Source organism: Bradyrhizobium manausense, from assembly GCF_018129685.1.
Lineage (GTDB): Bacteria > Pseudomonadota > Alphaproteobacteria > Rhizobiales > Xanthobacteraceae > Bradyrhizobium > Bradyrhizobium manausense_D.
In genome coordinates, this window is record NZ_JAFCLG010000009.1 from 229,381 (window position 1) to 246,242 (window position 16,862).

The following is a 16,862-nucleotide window of genomic DNA, read 5'->3' on the forward strand; positions in this document are numbered from 1 at the left end:
TGAATAGCGATCGCTCAGGCTGCCGCGCGCGACTGGGCCTTCGTTGCCACCTCACGCTTCGGCTTCGTCAGCACGTGCGTGGTGTAGAGGGTCAGGCCGGTGAAGGCGAGGCCGCCGACGAGGTTGCCCAGCACGGTCGGGATCTCGTTCCAGATGAAATAATCCAGGATCGAGAACTTGGCGTGGAGCATCAGCCCGGACGGAAACAGGAACATGTTCACGACCGAATGCTCGAACACCATGTAGAAGAACACCAGGATCGGCATCCACATCGCGATCACCTTGCCGGGGACGGTGGTCGAGATCATCGCGCCGACGACGCCGGTCGAGACCATCCAGTTGCAGAGCATGCCGCGGATGAACAGCGTTGCCATGCCGGCCGCGCCGTGGGCGGCGTAGCCGAGGGTTCGGCCTTCGCCGATATTGCCGATTGCGGTACCGACCTTGTCGGGCTCCTGGGTGAAGCCGAAAGTCGTCACGAACGCCATCATGAAGGCCACCGTGAGCGCGCCCGCGAAATTGCCGACGAAGACGAGACCCCAGTTGCGCAGCACGCCGCCGAGCGTGACGCCGGGCCGCTTGTCGATCAGCGCGAGCGGCGCGAGCACGAAGACGCCGGTCAGAAGGTCGAAGCCCAGCAGATAGAGCATGGAGAAGCCGACCGGGAACAGCAGGGCGCCGATGATCGGCTGGCCGGTGTTGACATTGATGGTGACGGCGAACCAGGCCGCGAGTGCCAGGATGGCACCGGCCATGTAGGCGCGGATGACCGTATCCCGGGTGGACATGAAGATCTTGGATTCCCCAGCGTCCACCATCTTGGTGACGAATTCCGAAGGCGCGAGATAGGACATCGACCGTTCCTTTGTGCGTGTGACCCCTTAAAGCGCGACCGTTGCCGGACCGCGCCCTGGTCGACCTGATGAACTGCATCCCGCGGGGCGGGAACGCGCGACCTGGGCGGTTTCGGCATGCACCGGGATAGCGTCACGATGACCCCGCTTCGGGGCTCAGCGAACAGGTTTCGCCATCCTAGTGGCCGTCGGAAGCTCGAGGCCCCGGGCGCACTGCAGTCATCGTTGACCTGCGATTCCCAAGCAATCGATGTGCCAAGAAGGCGCGTCGGCATGGGCGGTCGTCTGGCGGCGTTCTGAACCAGGTTTGCCGCCGCTTGCTTGGCGCGAATCCGCTCCAGGGGGGCGCCAAATCGAGCTTGTGGCGAAAAATCGGGCGGCTGCACAACTCTTGTGCGACGCACAATCAACGGGCGAATCGGCATTCAAGAATTGAGCGGGAAGCCGAAGATTGATGCAATTATAGGCCTGCTCAGCATTTCATCATATGACCTAAGATATTGTTTTTCATATCATTTTCTTGGCCGTCGTCTTTGGCACAGAGCTTGAATTACAGGGTCTGACGCCATCGACGCCGTCACAAGCAATCAACCAATCTGTGACACCGCCCAACCGGGGGCTTTCCCCGAGCGTGCCTCTTTGCGTCCGCGATTCGTCGGTGTCGCGCCTTCCTAGTGAAAGGGAATTTCCAATGAGGGAAGACAGTCCGACCTGGATCTCAGACTGGAGACCGGAAGATGAGGCGTTCTGGAATTCGACGGGCAAGGTCGTCGCCCGGCGCAATCTGATCTGGTCGATCGTGGCCGAACACATCGGCTTCTCCGTATGGCTGATCTGGAGCATCGTCGCGACCAAGCTGCCGCAGGCAGGCTTCCACTACTCGACCGATGAGCTGTTCCAGCTCGTGGCGGTGCCAGGCCTGATCGGCGCCTTGATGCGCTTCCCCTACACGTTTGCAGTGACGACATTCGGCGGTCGCAACTGGACCATTTTCAGCGCGGCGATCCTGTTCATTCCGACGCTGTCGCTCGCCTATTTCGTGGGCCAGCCCGAGACGCCGTTCTGGCTGATGCTGCTGATCGCTTCGACCGCCGGTCTCGGCGGCGGCAATTTCGCCTCCAGCATGACCAACATCTCGTTCTTCTTCCCCGACCGGATGAAGGGCTCGGCGCTCGGTCTCAACGCCGCCGGTGGCAACATCGGCGTCTCCAGCGTCCAGCTGCTGACCCCGATTTTGATGACCCTCGGCGTCATCAACCTGTTCCAGGCGGCGCCGGTCGGCGGCGTCTATCTGCAGAACGCAGGCTTGATGTGGGTGCTGCCGATCGCGATCGCGGTGTTCGGCGCCGTGTACTTCATGAACAACCTGACCTCCGCCAAGTCGTCGGTGAAGAACCAGCTCGCCATCGTCAAGCGCAAGCACACCTGGATCATGGCGTTCATCTACATCGGAACGTTCGGCTCCTTCATCGGCTACTCGGCCGCGTTTCCGCTGCTGATCAAGACGCAATTTCCGACGGTGACGATCTCGATCGCGTTCCTCGGGCCTCTGGTCGGCTCGCTGTCGCGTCCGTTCGGCGGCTGGCTCGCCGACAAGATTGGCGGCTCCATCATCACCTTCTGGAATTTCATCGCGATGGCAGCGGCGACCGTTGGCGTGCTGTACTTCGTGGGGCAGAAGGATTTCATCGGCTTCCTGTCGATGTTCCTGATCCTGTTCCTGACGACCGGCATCGGCAACGGCTCGACCTATCGCATGATCCCTTCGATCTTCCGAGAGGAGAACCTGGCCAAGGTGCGCGGCAAGGGCGATGCGGCGCGTGCGATGGCGCTCAAGACGGCGAGCATCGAAAGCGGCGCGGCTGTCGGCTTCATCGGTGCGGTCGGCGCCGTCGGCGGTTACTTGATCCCGAGCAGCTTCGGCAAGTCGATCGCGGCGACAGGCGGCCCGCAGCTCGCGCTCGCCATTTTCCTCGCATTCTATGCTCTCTGCCTCGGCTTGACCTGGTGGTTCTATCTGCGTCGCAGCCCGCAGGTTGAAGGCGCGCCAGGCCTTGCCGAAGCGCGTGTGTGATTTCGCGACGAACATCGCTTCTCCCCGTACGCGGGGAGAAGCCGCTCTGATGACGTTTGACCCATGAACCTTGTTCGCACCGACGCGGACAAAGGCAGACTGAAACAGACAGGACAACATCATGACGCCCCAACAGATCGCACTCGTGCAGCAGAGCTTTTCCAAAGTCGCACCGATTTCAGAAGCAGCCTCGCAGCTGTTCTACGACCGCTTGTTCGAGGTCGCGCCGTCGGTGCGCGCGATGTTTCCCGAGGACATGACCGAGCAGCGCAAGAAGCTGATGGCCATGCTTGCCGCTGTCGTCTCGGGCCTGTCGAACCTCGAAACGATTCTTCCTGCGGCGTCGGCGCTGGCCAAGCGTCATGTCGCCTACGGCGCCAAGGCCGAGCACTATCCCGTGGTCGGCGCGACCTTGCTGTGGACCCTGGAGAAGGGCCTCGGCGAAGCCTGGACGCCCGAACTCGCAACCGCCTGGACCGACGCCTACGGCGTGCTGTCCGGCTACATGATTTCCGAGGCCTACGGCGCAGCATCGGCGCAGGCCGCCGAATAGGAGACGCTTTGTGAGTGAACCGCTCGTCATTGTCGGTAACGGTATGGCGGCCGCTCGTCTGGTCGACGAGCTCGCCAAGACCGCGCTCGGCCGCTACGCGGTCGCTGTGATCGGCGAGGAGCCGCGGCTCGCATACAACAGAGTGCTGCTCTCATCCGTGCTGGCCGGCGAGACCGGCTCGCACGAGATCGAGCTCCGGCCCGCGGACTGGTGGCGCCATCGCGGCGTCACCGTGCGCTATGGCTATCGCGTCACCGAGATCGATACCGGCCGCCGCGAGCTCAAGATCGCGGGCGAAGAGAGCATGGAATATTCCAAGCTCGTGCTCGCGACGGGATCGACGCCGCTGCGGCTCAACGTGCCCGGCGCCGATCTCCCCGGCGTCCACACTTTTCGCGACACCCGCGATGTCGACCTGCTGCTGACGCTGGCGGCGGCCAGGAAGCGCGTCGTCGTGGTCGGCGGCGGCCTGCTCGGCCTCGAGGCGGCCTACGGTCTCGCGAAAGCCGGTGCGCCGGTAACCCTGCTGCATCTGATGGAACGGCTGATGGAGCGCCAGCTCGATGGGCCGGCCGCGGACCTCCTCAAGACGCTGGTCGAGCGCAAGGGCATCCGCATCCTGCTCGATGCCTCGACCGCCCGCATCCATGGCGAGCGCCATGTCGAAGCCGTCGAGCTGGCCGACGGCAGCCGCATCGAGGCCGACGCCGTCATCTTCGCCGCCGGCATCAGGCCGAACATTGCGCTGGCCAGGGAGGCTGGTATCGCGGTCAATCGCGGCATCGTCGTCAATGACGTGATGCAGACGGCATCATCAGACATCTACGCGGTCGGCGAATGCGCCGAGCATCGCGGCACCTGCTATGGCCTGGTCGAGCCCGCCTATGAGCAGGCGCGGGTATTGGCCCGGCATCTTGCTGGCCGCCCGGCGGCCTATCAGGGCAGCGTTGTCTCGACCAATCTCAAAGTGTCCGGCGTCAGCGTGTTCTCGGCCGGCGACTTCATGGGCGGCGAGGGCAGCGAGAGCCTCGTGCTGTCGGACCGCAGGCGCGGCACTTACAAGAAGCTCGTGATTTCGGGCGGGTGCCTCACCGGCGCCGTGCTGATCGGCGATACCGCCGATGCGCTCTGGTATATCGAACTGATCCGGACCCGCGAGAAGATCGCGGGGATCCGCGCCGACATGATGTTCGGCCGCGCGCTCACGATTTCTGCCAAGGCTGCCTGAGATGACAGCCATCGATCTTGCGCTTCGCACCACCAAGACGACGTGTCCCTATTGCGGCGTCGGCTGCGGCGTGCTCGCAACACCCGACGGCGCAGGGGGTGCCGCGATCGCGGGCGATCCCGATCATCCCGCCAATTTCGGCCGGCTGTGCTCGAAGGGCTCCGCGCTCGGCGAGACCGTCGGGCTCGAAGGCCGGCTGCTTTATCCGATGATCCGCTGCAAGGGCGTGCTGGAGCGCGTTGCCTGGAGCGATGCGCTCGACCACGTCGCGCATCGCATGAAGCACATTGTCGCGCGCGACGGCGCCGACGCGGTCGCGTTCTATCTCTCGGGACAGCTCCTGACCGAAGACTATTACGTCGCCAACAAGCTGATGAAGGGCTTTGTCGGCACCGCGAATGTCGACACCAATTCGCGGCTCTGCATGTCGTCCTCGGTCGCCGGCCATCGTCGCGCCTTCGGCGCTGACACAGTGCCGGGAAACTACGAGGATCTCGACCAGGCCGATCTGCTCGTCTTCGTCGGCTCGAACGCGGCCTGGTGTCATCCGGTGCTGTTCCAGCGCATGCTGAAGAACAGGCAGGAGCGCGGCGCCCGCATGATCGTGATCGATCCGCGCCGCACCGACACCGCTGATGATGTCGATCTGTTCCTCGGGCTGAAGCCGGGCACCGACACCGCACTGTTCTGCGGCCTGTTCGTGCATCTCGTCGACAACGGCGCGCTCGATAGGGATTACGTCGCAAACAACACGTCGGGCTTCGACGATGCGCTGGCGCGTGCGCGCAACATTGCCGGCAGCGTCACCGCGACCGCGCTGGCGACGGGCCTCTCCGAGCAGGACGTGGCCGCCTTCTTCAGGATGTTCCGTGACACCGAGCGGGTCGTCACGCTGTACTCGCAGGGCGTCAACCAGTCGGCGCAGGGCACCGACAAGGTCAACGCGATCCTGAACTGCCATCTTGCGACGGGACGCATCGGCAAGCCGGGCGCCTCGCCGTTCTCGCTCACCGGCCAGCCCAATGCGATGGGCGGCCGCGAGGTCGGTGGCCTCGCCAATATGCTCGCCGCGCACATGGGCTTCACGCCGCCGGACATCGACCGCGTCAGACGGTTCTGGAAGGCGCCGCGCATTGCCACCCATGAAGGGTTGAAGGCGGTGCAGCTGTTCGAGGCCATCAATCGCGGCGAGGTCAGGGCGCTCTGGGTGATGGGCACCAATCCCGCGGTGTCGCTGCCCGATGCGGATTTCGTACGCGAGGCGCTGAAGAAGCTCGAATTGTTCGTGGTGTCCGAGAACGTGCTGTCCAACGATACCGTCGAAGCCGGCCCGCACGTGTTGCTGCCGGCGCTCGCCTGGGGCGAGAAGTCGGGCACGGTGACCAATTCCGAACGGCGCATCTCGCGCCAGCGTTCGTTCCTGCCGGCGCCTGGCGAGGCGCGGCCGGACTGGTGGATCCTGAGCGAGACCGCCAAGCGCCTCGGCTTCGGTGACAGTTTCAATTACAAATCTGCGGCGGACATTTTCCGCGAGCATGCCGCCCTCTCGGCCTTCGAGAACAATGGCAGCCGCGATTTCGACATCGGCGCGTTGACGTCGCTGTCCGACGAGGCCTTCGATGCCTTGACGCCGGTGCAATGGCCCGCGCGCGAAGGCGAGGCGCCCGGCGAGCGCTTCTTCGCGAGCGGCGGATTCTACACCAATGACGGCAAGGGCCGCTTCGTCTCGCCCGAGGTGCCGGCGCTGCGCAGCGAGACCGGGCCGTCACGCCCCTTGCGGCTCAACACCGGGCGCATCCGCGACCAGTGGCACACCATGACGCGCACGGGTCTCAGCAAGCGGCTCGGCGCGCATCTTCCGGAGCCGTTCGTCGAGGTCCATCCGGACGATGCCAACAAGTACAACATTGCCCATGACGGCTATGCGCGCATTACCACTGATTACGGCCAGTGCATTCTGAAAGTTGTCGTCAGTGAACGGCAGCAGCGCGGCACGCTGTTCGCGCCGATCCACTGGAGCGCGATGAACGCCTCCCACGGCCGCGTCGGCGCGTTGGTCGCCTCGTTCACCGATCCGTTCTCCGGCCAGCCTGAATCCAAGGCGACGCCGGCTGCGATCGCGCCGTATGAATTCGTTTTCCGCGGTTTTGCGTTGTCGCGAAAGCAGCTCGATCTGCCGCCCAACCTGCTGTGGACCCGCGTCACGGTCGCCGGCGGCTTCGGCTATCTCTTCGCCGACAATGCTGATCTGTCGCGCTGGCCGGTTTGGCTCGCGGGCCTCGCCGGCGAGGACGTCGCCGACTACCGCGATTTCGGTGGCGGCGTTTATCGCGCGGCGTCGTTTGCGAACGATCGTATCGAGACCTGTCTGTTTGTCGGCCCCGCACATGATGCCGGCGACTGGGAGGTCGTGAAGAGCGTGTTCGCGGCCGATCGCGTCACCGACGATCAGCGCCGCATGCTGCTGTCCGGCAAGTCCAGCGAAGGGGCCGCCTCGACCGGCCCTATCGTCTGCGCCTGCTTCGGCGTCGGCCGCGGCACCATCTGCGACACCATCGCTGCAGGTGCGCGCACCGCTGGCGAGATCGGCGCCAAGCTTAAGGCCGGGACCAATTGTGGCTCGTGTCTTCCCGAACTGAAGCGATTGATCGCGACAACGGAGGTGGCTGCAGTGAAAGAGGCCAGGCGCGCCGGCGCGGCGGGCTGAGCCTGGTTTCCAGAACCCATTTTGGGTATGCGCTGGTATGGGGGGCGGCCGGCAGTTGCCAAAATTTTAAGCAATTCCCGCTAACGTGCATTAATTTTTACGAATTAATACTCGTTAAGGCTGGAAACGCATGTTGAGCAGACTTCGGTTGGCGCGCCGCTCTCAATTCGGCATGAGCAAAATCAACGTCGGACTGCGTGCAAAGGTTCTCTTGCTCGGCGTCACCGGCGTGCTCATGGTGGGCGTGATCTATCTCGCCGGCCGGCAGATCGAGGATCGGAGTCGCGCGGTCGCCGACCGCTTTACACAACTGGAATCCCAGACCGCACGTCTGTCCGAAAGCTTGCTGCAAGGGCGCGAGATCGCGACGGGCTTCCTGCAAAAGCCGACCGACAAAAAGGTGGCCGCGCATGACGAAACGCTGCGCGCTGCGACCGCCTACCTGACCAGGGTCGAGGAGATTGCCGGCGCGCTGGCCGAAGATGATCCGCTGCGCAAGGCGCTGTCGTTTCGTCCGGTCATCAGCAGCTATGCCACGCGCTTCTCCAACGTCGTGGGGGCCCAGAAGCTGGTCGGCTTCAACGAGAATGACGGGTTGCAGGGCAAGTTGCGCGCGGCCGTGCATTCGGTCGAAAGCAAGCTCAAGACCTTCGATCAGCCGAGGCTTGCTGTCCTGATGCTGATGATGCGGCGGCATGAGAAGGATTTCATGCTGCGTGGTGACGACAAATACAGCGACGAGCTGGTCAAGCGCGTTGGCGAGTTCCTTCCTGAGCTTGCGAAAGCTGATTTGCCCGAAGGCGCCAAGACCGAGATCAAAAAGCTGATCGACTCTTACAAGAGTAGCTTCCTCGCCTTCTCGGCAGGCCAGAGCACGTTGAACGAAGAGGCCGAGGATCTGGCCCAGATCTACGACCGGCTGCGGCCCAATCTCGAGGCCGTCAGAAATGCCGCCGCCAAGCGTCTCGACGCCGTGAGGGACGAGCTTATGGTCGTGCAACGCTATGTGGTCTGGTCCATCGGCATTACGATTGCCGCGATGATCGCGATTGCGTTCTGGTTCGGGCGCAGGCTTACCGCGCCGCTGACCCGCATGGTGCGGGCGATGGAGCACCTGGCCGACGGCGATCTCGACCGCCCGATCGAGCAGATCGACCGCCGCGACGAGATCGGCAAGATCTCGTCTTCGCTCTCCGTCTTCCACCACAAGCTGCTCGAGAACCGGCAATTGTCAGAGACTCGCGAGCAGGCCAAGCGCGACGCTGAAGTCCAGCGCAAGCAGGGCATGCTCGAGATCGCAGATCGTTTCGAAGCAGCCGTCGGCAACATCGTCAATGCCGTCACCGCCGCGTCCTCCGAGATCGAGCTGGCTGCGAATGGATTGACCAACACCGCAGAGGGAACCAATACGTTGTCGACGACGGTGGCCGTCGCGTCGGGGCAATCCTCGGCGAGCGTTCAGTCGGCGGCGGCTGCGTGTCAGGAAATGGTCACGTCGGTCAGTGAGGTGGGCCGCCGGGTCGCGAAATCGCACGAGATTGCGCTCGCCGCTGTCGAGCAGGCCAACCGGACCAACAGCCAGATCGACGCGCTCTCGCAGACTGCGGATCGCATCGACGAAGTCGTGCGGATGATCTCGGCGGTGGCCGGGCAGACAAATCTGCTGGCACTCAACGCGACGATCGAGGCCGCGCGCGCCGGCGAGGCGGGCCGGGGCTTCGCGGTCGTCGCTTCGGAAGTCAAGGCACTCGCCGGACAGACAGCGAAGGCGACCGACGAGATCGGCCGTCAGGTCGCGCAGATTCAGTTGGCGACGCGGCAGTCGGTGGGCGCGATCAAGGAAATCGGCGGCACCATCGAATCGATGGCGGATATCGCGTCCTCGATCGCGGCTGCGGTCGAACAGCAAGGCGCCGCCGCGCAGGCGATCGCCCGCGACGTTCAGCAGGCGGCCCAGGGCGCATCCGAGGTGTCGACCAGCGTCGAGAACGTCAGACGCGGCGCATCCGAAACCGGTGCCGCCGCTGGTCAGGTCCACGGCGCGGCGCTTGCTCTCCTCGACGAGAGCAAGCGGCTTGGCAGCGAAGTCGAGCAGTTCCTGGCGACTGTCCGCGCGGCTTGAGGTTGCCTCCACGCCGTCGTCCCGCCGAAGGCCGGAACCCGTCGCGAAATCTCGCGACCGCGGGTGGACGGAGCAGCGAACGAAGAGCTTCTGCCAAAATAGGCCCTGTGGTTATGGATCCCGGCCTTCGCCGGGACGACAGTAGTGTGTTTGGCGCGACCATCTTCCCAACGCTGCCATGACCTCCGCACTCATCGACGCCCCTGCGATTGTGCCCTATGTTTCTGCGCGCTCCCATTCAATCATCACAAAAAACCAAAAATGTACCTGGAAACGCCACCGCGCCTGATCGAAACAAGAATCTTCTCCGCCATGCCGGACACATTCCGCCGCAAGGGCGTGCGGACGGATTGGGCCGACGCCAACAGGCCCGGCGTTCCGACCGACAGTTTCATCGAGGGGCCGTCCTTCGACAAGGATGGCAATCTCTACATCGTCGACATCCCGTTCGGCCGGATCTTCCGCATCGCGCCCGATGGTGCGTGGTCGCTCGTCATCGAATATGAGGGCTGGCCGAACGGGCTGAAGATCGCGTCCGACGGCCGCATCCTGGTTGCCGACTACATGCACGGGATCATGGAGCTCGATGCCAAGGCTGGCCGCATCGAGCCGCTTCTGACGTCACGCAATTCGGAATCGTTCCGCGGCTGCAACGATCTGCATCTCGCCTCCAACGGCGACATTTTTTTCACCGACCAGGGGCAGACCGGCCTGCACGATCCCAGCGGCCGCGTCTATCGGCTGGCGCCGAACGGCCGCCTCGATTGTCTCATTGACACCGGCATCAGCCCGAACGGACTGGTGCTCGACCCCAGCGAGACCGTGCTGTTCGTCGCGATGACGCGCGATAACGCGGTGTGGCGGCTGCCGTTCATGAAGGACGGCGCCGTGTCGAAGGTCGGCCGGTTCTGCTCGCTGTTCGGCACGTCAGGCCCCGACGGCATGACCATGGATGCGAAGGGACGCCTGTTCGTCGGTCACGCCTCGCTCGGCCATGTCTTCGTGTTTGCACCGAATGGCGAGTTGATCGCGCGGATCAAGTCATGCGCGGGACCAAACTGTACCAACGTCGCCATTGGTGGCGCGGCAAAAGATCGGCTCTATATCACGGAGTCCGCGACCGGTACTGTGCTGGTCGCAGACATTGGCGGACTGTAGTGCATCTGGTGGAACCAACATGAACAAGCATCCCTTCGGCAAGACAGGCACTGACGTCTCCGTCATCGGGCAGGGCACCTGGTATCTCGACCACGGCGATCGCAAGCGCGCGATCGCGGCGCTCCAGCACGGGCTCGATCTCGGCATGAGCCATATCGACACCGCCGAGATGTATGGCGATGCGGAACTCGTCATTGCCGATGCGATCGCGGGCCGTCGCGACGAGGTGTTTCTCGTGTCGAAGGTGCTGCCGAGCAACGCCTCGCGCCGCGGCACTATCACGGCCTGTGAGCGGTCGCTGAAGCGGTTGAAGACCGACCGGCTCGATTGCTATCTCCTGCACTGGCGCGGGTCGTACGATCTTGAAGACACCGTCGCCGCGTTCGAGGAACTGATGAAGGCAGGCAAGATTAAATCCTGGGGTGTCTCTAATTTCGACGCGGATGATCTCGACGAAATCCTCGATGTCGCCGGCGAAGGCAAGATCGCCTGCAACCAAGTGCTCTATCATCTCAAGGAGCGCGCGATCGAGCATGCGGTGATCCCGTGGTGCGAGCGGCATGGTGTTGCGGTCGTGGCGTATTCACCGTTCGGACACGACGATTTTCCGGATGAACGCAGCAAGGGCGGCGCCGTGCTGATGCGCATTGCACAGGCGCGTCGCGTGACACCGCGTCAGGTCGCGCTGAGCTTTCTCACCCGTGCGACTACGGTGGTCGCGATCCCCAAAGCGTCGTCCGCGGAGCACGCAGGCGAAAATGCGGCGGCCGGCGATCTCGTTCTGACGCAAGAGGAGATTTCGGCACTCGATGCGGCATTTCCTCGCGGTCCGAAACCACGCAGCTTGCCCATGCTGTAGTGCACAAAAGTCCATTATTAATGGAGTATTGACGCGCGCGGACGTGAGCGCATATCGGCATCCTGTTTTCGGAAGTTGCGAGCGCGGCGCATTTGTCGTTTTTATAAGCCGTTCTCGATTCGCATTTTCCCCAGGTTCCTACAGTGACACCGCCGCCCGCCGCAGCCGCAAGGCTCGACAGTATTCCCATGCCTTTGCCCGAGAAGAAGGAGGAGGCTCGCCGTGCGCCAGCGCGCGTCGATCATCCCTTCAAGGGCATCGCGCTGGTGCTGCTGTCGACGGTGTTTCTCGGCTGCTCCGACGTCACCTCGAAATATCTGTCGTCGAGCCTGCCATCGATCGAGATCACCTGGATCCGTTTCGTTACTTTCGCGCTGATGTTCCTGCCGGTGATGTTGCCGGGCTCGCCGCTGCATGCGATGCGGACCGGGCGGCTGGGCCTGCAGATCATGCGCGGCACGGCGTTGCTCGGCTCGTCGTTGTTCTTCATCACCGGCTTGAGCTACCTTCCCATCGCTGAGGCCTCGGCCACCGGTTTCGTCTCGCCGCTGTTCGTCACCGCGCTCTCGATCATTTTCCTCAGCGAGAAGGTCGGCATGCGCCGCTGGGTCGCGACCGCAATCGGGCTGACGGGCGTGATGATCATCATTCGTCCGGGCTCGGCCGCGTTCCATGTCGCGGCATTCTTCCCGATCGTCTCGGCATTCTGCTGGGCCGCCGCTCTGATCATGACGCGCATGATGAGCGGGCGAGAAGCCGTTCTCACCACGATGGCCTATTCCGCGCTCACGGGCGTTGTGATCATGACCATGATGGTGCCGTTTGCCTGGGTCACGCCGAGCTGGACTGCGATCGGGCTCGGTATCGTGATCGGCGTGGCCTCCACCGTCGGCCAGTGGATCATCGTGCTCGCCTATCGCTATGGCGATGCCTCGGTGCTCGCGCCGTTCTCCTATACGCAACTGCTCTGGGTCAGCATCCTCGGTTTCTTCATCTTCGGCGAGCTGCCGGATGTCTGGACCATCACGGGTGCGGCCTTCATCGTCGCCAGCGGTCTCTACATCGCCCATCGCGAGCGCATCCGCCGCGCCCAGCTCCTGGTGCTGGAAGAGCGTTCCCCGAACCCCTGACGCAAGTTCGCGCGCCCAGGATCGTGCTATCGACGGCTCCAACGAAGTGGGAGGAGCCGGATGCGCGCTGCGATTTTCAGGAACGGTGAGATTGTCGTAGGTCAGATGGCGGAGCCGAAGCCCGGCCCCGGCCAAGTGCTGGTCAAGACGCTCGCCTGCGGCATCTGCGGTTCCGACTTGCATGCGCGCCAGCACGCGCCGCGGATGGTGGAGATGGCGAAGAAGACCGGACGGACGCCGATGGATCTGTCGCGCGACGTCGTCTTCGGCCACGAGTTCTGCTGCGAGATCGTCGACTACGGCCCCGGCACCACACGCAAGCTCAAGCCGGGCACGCATGTGTGTTCGCTGCCCGCGCTGCTGACGCCTGAAGGCATCAAGGGCATCGGCTATTCCAACGAATTTGTCGGCGGCTACGCGGAAGCGATGCTGCTCAGCGAGCCGCTGCTGCTGGAAGTGCCGAATGGCCTTGCGCCGGAACATGCCGCGCTGACCGAGCCGCTCGCGGTCGGCGTTCATGCCGTCGAGAAAGCCAACATCCGCGGCGACGAGGTGCCGCTGGTGATCGGCTGCGGGCCCGTCGGGCTCGCCGTGATCGCTGCGCTCAAGATCAAGGGCCTGCACCCGATCGTCGCCGCCGACTATTCGCCGGCGCGGCGCGCGCTCGCAGCAAGGCTCGGCGCCGACATCGTGGTCGATCCCAGGGCGTCGCAGCCCTATGCGACCTGGGCCGAGCACGCGCAGATGTCGGAGGCGGAGAAGGCGGCGCGGCCGCCGTTCCAGGCCATGCTGCCGGCGCTGAAGCCTGCCATCATCTTCGAATGCGTCGGCGTGCCCGGCCTGCTGCAGCAGGTGTTCGAAGGCGCCCCGCGCGATGCCAGGATCGTCGTGGTCGGCGTCTGCATGGAGAGCGACACAAACGAGCCCATGCTCGGCATCGTGAAGGAGCTCAGCGTCCAGTACGTGCTTGGCTATTCGCCGGAGGAGTTTGCGGCGTCGCTGCGCCTGATCGCCGAAGGACAGGTGGATGCGGCTGCGATGGTGACGGCTGAAGTGGGCATCGACGGGGTCGCGAAGGCGTTCGCCGATCTCGCCAATCCCGAGGTGCACACTAAGATCATCGTGCAGCCGTGGAAATAGGGAAGGGCTGAAGCAAGGCGCCGTCGGATGTCTGCGCGGCGCCGGCATGGCTGGTCTGGGCGATCACGGCGCGGCGGTCGACGACCGCCTGATGGAATTGCGCCAGCACGAGACCGAAAGCGGCGAGGTCACCGTCCTCGATGGCGCCGTCTTCGTGGCAGACCAGCGTTTCGCGCAGGATGTCGTCGGCGGCGCTCTGCATGGATGCGAGCTCGTCGAGCGAGGTCGCCTCGCGCACGCTGGAGATCGCCGTCAGCAGGCGGTCGCGATGCAGCGCATTCTCGCTGCGCTCCTCGCGCCGCAGGTAGTGCCGCAGCCAGGCAGCGACAGAGCCGAGACCGGAGAGCAGCAGCACCGCGCCCCAGATGTAGTCACTGTACTTGTCCATGAAGCTGCGTTCATTGCCATCGATATAGGCGGCCGCGCCCGGATGCGCCGGAATTGCAGCGTCCTTGTCGGTGTCGGGCTTCTGGATGTGGCGAGCGCCGGGCAGGTCCTTGGTCAGCGAGGGTTTGACCGCGAACAGGTCGCGGGTGAAGGCGTCAACCGTATCTTCCGACAGCGCGCTCGGCGCCACGATCAAATGATTGACGGCGATGGTCTCGATCTTGTCGTCAGGCCGCTGCGGGGCCGCGGCAAATGCGCCCGCGGGGATTTCCTCGGATTCGTACAGCGGATGCCGCTCGGCGATCGCATCGGAGACGTCGACGGAGAGGAATTTCGGCTCGCCGCGCAAGCGCGCGGTGGCGGCGATGGTGTCTGCGATGACCTTGTCGTCGAGCGCGCCCACCATCATGAAGGCATCGAGCGTTGTATCCTGGGTCATGTCGGAGATGTGGTCGGTGCCGAACTGGCTGGTCGTCACCTTCTGCGGATTGACGCCTGACTCGGCGAGGATGACGCGCAGCAGATTGGGATTGGCATCGCCGAGGCCGACGATGCCGATGCGCCTGCCGCTGAGCGAAGCGATGTCTGTGACCTTCGACTTCGCCGTGCCCTTGCGCCCTGTCGGTGCCCACAGCACCACGAAATTCCGCCGCAGGATCGCGACCGAATTGGCCTCGGCCGGCATCGCGAGGTCGCCGCGCGCAACCGCAAGATCGGTCTTGCCGCCACCGAGCAGATTGAGGCTCTGCAGCGTGCCGTCGGTCTGGATCGGCGTCAGCCGCACGGCATTGCTCTTCGCCTCGACCGCCTTCGCGATCGCAAGCACCAGCGTCTGGTCGTCGCTGCCCGCAGGTCCCACGGCGATGCGCAGCGTTGCCGGCTGCCAGAACCAATAGGCAATCGCGAGCGCAACCGTCAGGAGCGATAGCAGGCTCGCCAGCGCGAGCCACGGGCCGAAGCGGTTGCGGCGGCGGGACGCGCCGCCGCTGGTGATGCTCAGATCGCTCGGCACGGGCATCTGGCTGTCCTCATCGGCAAGCTGCCCCACCGGCAGAGGCGGCGGGTGGCGTCAGTATTTCGCAGGCACGTACATCTCCGGCGGAATCGGGCCGCGGTGATAGTCGGGATTGCGGACGCGCGGCGGCAGCTCCACGGGCGTGTGGGCGACCTCCTGATAGGGAATCTGGCTCAAAAGATGCGAGATGCAGTTGAGGCGCGCGCGCTTCTTGTCCACGGCATCGACGATCCACCACGGGCTGTCCGGCAGATGCGTGTGCTCCAGCATCGCTTCCTTGGCCTTGGTGTAGGCCTCCCAGCGGCTGCGAGCCTCGACGTCCATCGGGCTCAGCTTCCACTGCTTGAGCGGATCCTTGATGCGCATGGTGAAGCGGAATTGCTGTTCGTCATCGGTGATCGAGAACCAGTATTTGACCAGGATGATGCCGGAGCGGATCAGCATCCGCTCGAACTCCGGCACCGTCTTGAAGAACTCCTGGTACTGCTCTTCGGTGCAGAAGCCCATCACGCGCTCGACGCCGGCGCGGTTGTACCAGCTGCGGTCGAACAGCACGATCTCGCCGCCGGCAGGCAGATGCGACACGTAACGCTGGAAATACCATTGCGTGCGTTCGCGCTCGTTCGGGGCCGGGAGCGCCGCGACACGGCAGATGCGGGGATTAAGGCGCTGGGTGATGCGTTTGATCACGCCGCCCTTGCCGGCGGAATCGCGGCCCTCGAACAGCACCACGACCTTCTTCTTCTCGGCCTGCACCCAGTCCTGCAGCTTGACCAGCTCGCCCTGGAGGCGGAGCAGCTCGCGGAAATAGAGCCTGCGATCCACCGAGGGGCGGAGCGCGTCGGTCTCGTCCAGCAGCTCGTCGAGCCTGCTGTCATCGAGCTCCATCTCCAGCTCTTCGTCGAGATCGTCGGTCATTTCCCGGATGATGCGCTCGCGCTTGGCCATTTCAGGGGTGCGGTCGGATGAGGTCATGAGTCCTTCTTTCGGCGGGATGCCTGTCGCCCACGACCATCGGCGGGGTTTATTGCGGCCATGTGACAATGGCGGCCGGGCCGGCCGGGCGGAGCCCGAATTGGCCCGGGAGGCCCGTCACACCGGCAGCGCGATCGAATATTTGACCTGGCTGAGCGCAAAGCTCGACTCGATCGAGGCGATGCCGTCGAGCCGCGTCAGCTTGGTCTTCAGGAAGGTTTCATAGGAGGCGAGGTCGGCCGCGACGACGCGCAAGAGATAGTCGCGGTTGCCGGTCATGAGGTAGCACTCCAGCACCTCGTCCCATTTCGAGATGGCGCGGGCAAAGCGGTTGAGGTCTTCCTCCTTCTGCCGCGCCAGCTTGATCGAGATGAACACGCTGACATGCAGCCCCAGCGCCTTCTGGTCCACGGTCGCGATGTAACGCGAGATCACGCCGCGCTCCTCCAGCAGCTTGACCCGCCGGTGGCAGGGCGAAACCGAGAGCCCGACCTTGTCGGCGAGCTCCTGCATGGTCAGCCGGCTGTCGTTCTGGAGCAGGGCAAGAATCTTGCGGTCGATGGCGTCGAGCTCGGGCATTGGAATGAAACCTGTAATCTTTGGGTATTTCTTGGTATGATATCCCAATATCGGCGGGTATGACGCGAAAAATTGAGAAAT

General features: G+C 63.9%; 13 protein-coding genes. 9 read left to right on the forward strand and 4 right to left on the reverse strand.

The features are described from left to right. Positions 1-14 precede the first annotated feature (14 nt). Positions 15-854 (reverse strand): formate/nitrite transporter family protein, encoded by an 840-nt coding sequence (locus JQ621_RS22325; protein ID WP_212236827.1) that lies wholly within the window; start codon positions 852-854, stop codon positions 15-17. Between the two features lie 691 nt (positions 855-1,545). Between JQ621_RS22325 and JQ621_RS22330 the strand changes: the two genes are divergently transcribed. From JQ621_RS22330 to JQ621_RS22370, 9 genes are all read left to right on the forward strand, one after another. Then, entirely contained in the window at positions 1,546-2,928 is a 1,383-nt protein-coding gene (locus tag JQ621_RS22330; RefSeq protein WP_212236828.1) for an MFS transporter, read from the forward strand. A 121-nt stretch (positions 2,929-3,049) separates the two neighbouring features. Then, positions 3,050-3,481, forward strand: coding sequence for a globin family protein (locus JQ621_RS22335; RefSeq protein WP_212236829.1), 432 nt, complete (start codon positions 3,050-3,052; stop codon positions 3,479-3,481). A gap of 10 nt (positions 3,482-3,491) precedes the next feature. Continuing rightward, positions 3,492-4,709 carry an NAD(P)/FAD-dependent oxidoreductase gene (locus tag JQ621_RS22340; protein ID WP_212236830.1) on the forward strand — a complete coding sequence of 406 codons (1,218 nt, stop codon included), beginning with the start codon at positions 3,492-3,494 and terminating at the stop codon, positions 4,707-4,709. A gap of 1 nt (position 4,710) precedes the next feature. Then, positions 4,711-7,416, forward strand: coding sequence for a nitrate reductase (locus tag JQ621_RS22345; protein ID WP_212236831.1), 2,706 nt, complete (start codon positions 4,711-4,713; stop codon positions 7,414-7,416). A 172-nt stretch (positions 7,417-7,588) separates the two neighbouring features. Continuing rightward, positions 7,589-9,538 (forward strand): methyl-accepting chemotaxis protein, encoded by a 1,950-nt coding sequence (locus JQ621_RS22350; RefSeq protein WP_212236832.1) that lies wholly within the window; start codon positions 7,589-7,591, stop codon positions 9,536-9,538. Positions 9,539-9,799: 261 nt separating this feature from the next. Continuing rightward, the gene (locus JQ621_RS22355; RefSeq protein WP_212236833.1) at positions 9,800-10,696 is read left to right on the forward strand and encodes an SMP-30/gluconolactonase/LRE family protein; all 897 of its coding nucleotides are present in this window, start codon (positions 9,800-9,802) and stop codon (positions 10,694-10,696) included. A gap of 19 nt (positions 10,697-10,715) precedes the next feature. Continuing rightward, positions 10,716-11,555, forward strand: a complete 840-nt coding sequence (locus JQ621_RS22360; RefSeq protein WP_212236834.1) for an aldo/keto reductase — start codon at positions 10,716-10,718, stop codon at positions 11,553-11,555. Between the two features lie 188 nt (positions 11,556-11,743). Continuing rightward, positions 11,744-12,685, forward strand: a complete 942-nt coding sequence (locus JQ621_RS22365; protein ID WP_212236868.1) for a DMT family transporter — start codon at positions 11,744-11,746, stop codon at positions 12,683-12,685. Between the two features lie 60 nt (positions 12,686-12,745). Beyond that, positions 12,746-13,825, forward strand: a complete 1,080-nt coding sequence (locus JQ621_RS22370) for a zinc-binding dehydrogenase (protein WP_212236835.1) — start codon at positions 12,746-12,748, stop codon at positions 13,823-13,825. On the opposite strand, the gene JQ621_RS22375 is transcribed toward JQ621_RS22370, so the two are convergent. The 3 genes from JQ621_RS22375 to JQ621_RS22385 form a co-directional block, all read right to left on the reverse strand. Then, positions 13,803-15,230, reverse strand: coding sequence for a TAXI family TRAP transporter solute-binding subunit (locus tag JQ621_RS22375; RefSeq protein WP_212236836.1), 1,428 nt, complete (start codon positions 15,228-15,230; stop codon positions 13,803-13,805). The genes JQ621_RS22370 and JQ621_RS22375 overlap by 23 nt on opposite strands. 51 nt (positions 15,231-15,281) lie before the next feature. Continuing rightward, positions 15,282-16,202: a polyphosphate kinase 2 gene (ppk2, locus tag JQ621_RS22380; RefSeq protein WP_212236837.1), complete on the reverse strand. Its 921-nt coding sequence runs from the start codon at positions 16,200-16,202 to the stop codon at positions 15,282-15,284. Between the two features lie 117 nt (positions 16,203-16,319). Then, positions 16,320-16,781: an Lrp/AsnC family transcriptional regulator gene (locus tag JQ621_RS22385; protein WP_148737445.1), complete on the reverse strand. Its 462-nt coding sequence runs from the start codon at positions 16,779-16,781 to the stop codon at positions 16,320-16,322. Between the last annotated feature and the right edge of the window lie 81 nt (positions 16,782-16,862).

Coding starts and splice junctions, on each gene's coding strand:
- JQ621_RS22350 (WP_212236832.1), top strand. CDS start 7,589: ATGAGCAAAATCAACGTCGGACTGCGTGCAAAGGTTCTCTTGCTCGGC.
- JQ621_RS22385 (WP_148737445.1), bottom strand. CDS start 16,781: ATGCCCGAGCTCGACGCCATCGACCGCAAGATTCTTGCCCTGCTCCAG.
- ppk2 (WP_212236837.1), bottom strand. CDS start 16,202: ATGACCTCATCCGACCGCACCCCTGAAATGGCCAAGCGCGAGCGCATC.
- JQ621_RS22370 (WP_212236835.1), top strand. CDS start 12,746: ATGCGCGCTGCGATTTTCAGGAACGGTGAGATTGTCGTAGGTCAGATG.
- JQ621_RS22345 (WP_212236831.1), top strand. CDS start 4,711: ATGACAGCCATCGATCTTGCGCTTCGCACCACCAAGACGACGTGTCCC.
- JQ621_RS22360 (WP_212236834.1), top strand. CDS start 10,716: ATGAACAAGCATCCCTTCGGCAAGACAGGCACTGACGTCTCCGTCATC.
- JQ621_RS22375 (WP_212236836.1), bottom strand. CDS start 15,230: ATGCCCGTGCCGAGCGATCTGAGCATCACCAGCGGCGGCGCGTCCCGC.
- JQ621_RS22355 (WP_212236833.1), top strand. CDS start 9,800: ATGTACCTGGAAACGCCACCGCGCCTGATCGAAACAAGAATCTTCTCC.
- JQ621_RS22325 (WP_212236827.1), bottom strand. CDS start 854: ATGTCCTATCTCGCGCCTTCGGAATTCGTCACCAAGATGGTGGACGCT.
- JQ621_RS22335 (WP_212236829.1), top strand. CDS start 3,050: ATGACGCCCCAACAGATCGCACTCGTGCAGCAGAGCTTTTCCAAAGTC.
- JQ621_RS22365 (WP_212236868.1), top strand. CDS start 11,744: ATGCCTTTGCCCGAGAAGAAGGAGGAGGCTCGCCGTGCGCCAGCGCGC.
- JQ621_RS22330 (WP_212236828.1), top strand. CDS start 1,546: ATGAGGGAAGACAGTCCGACCTGGATCTCAGACTGGAGACCGGAAGAT.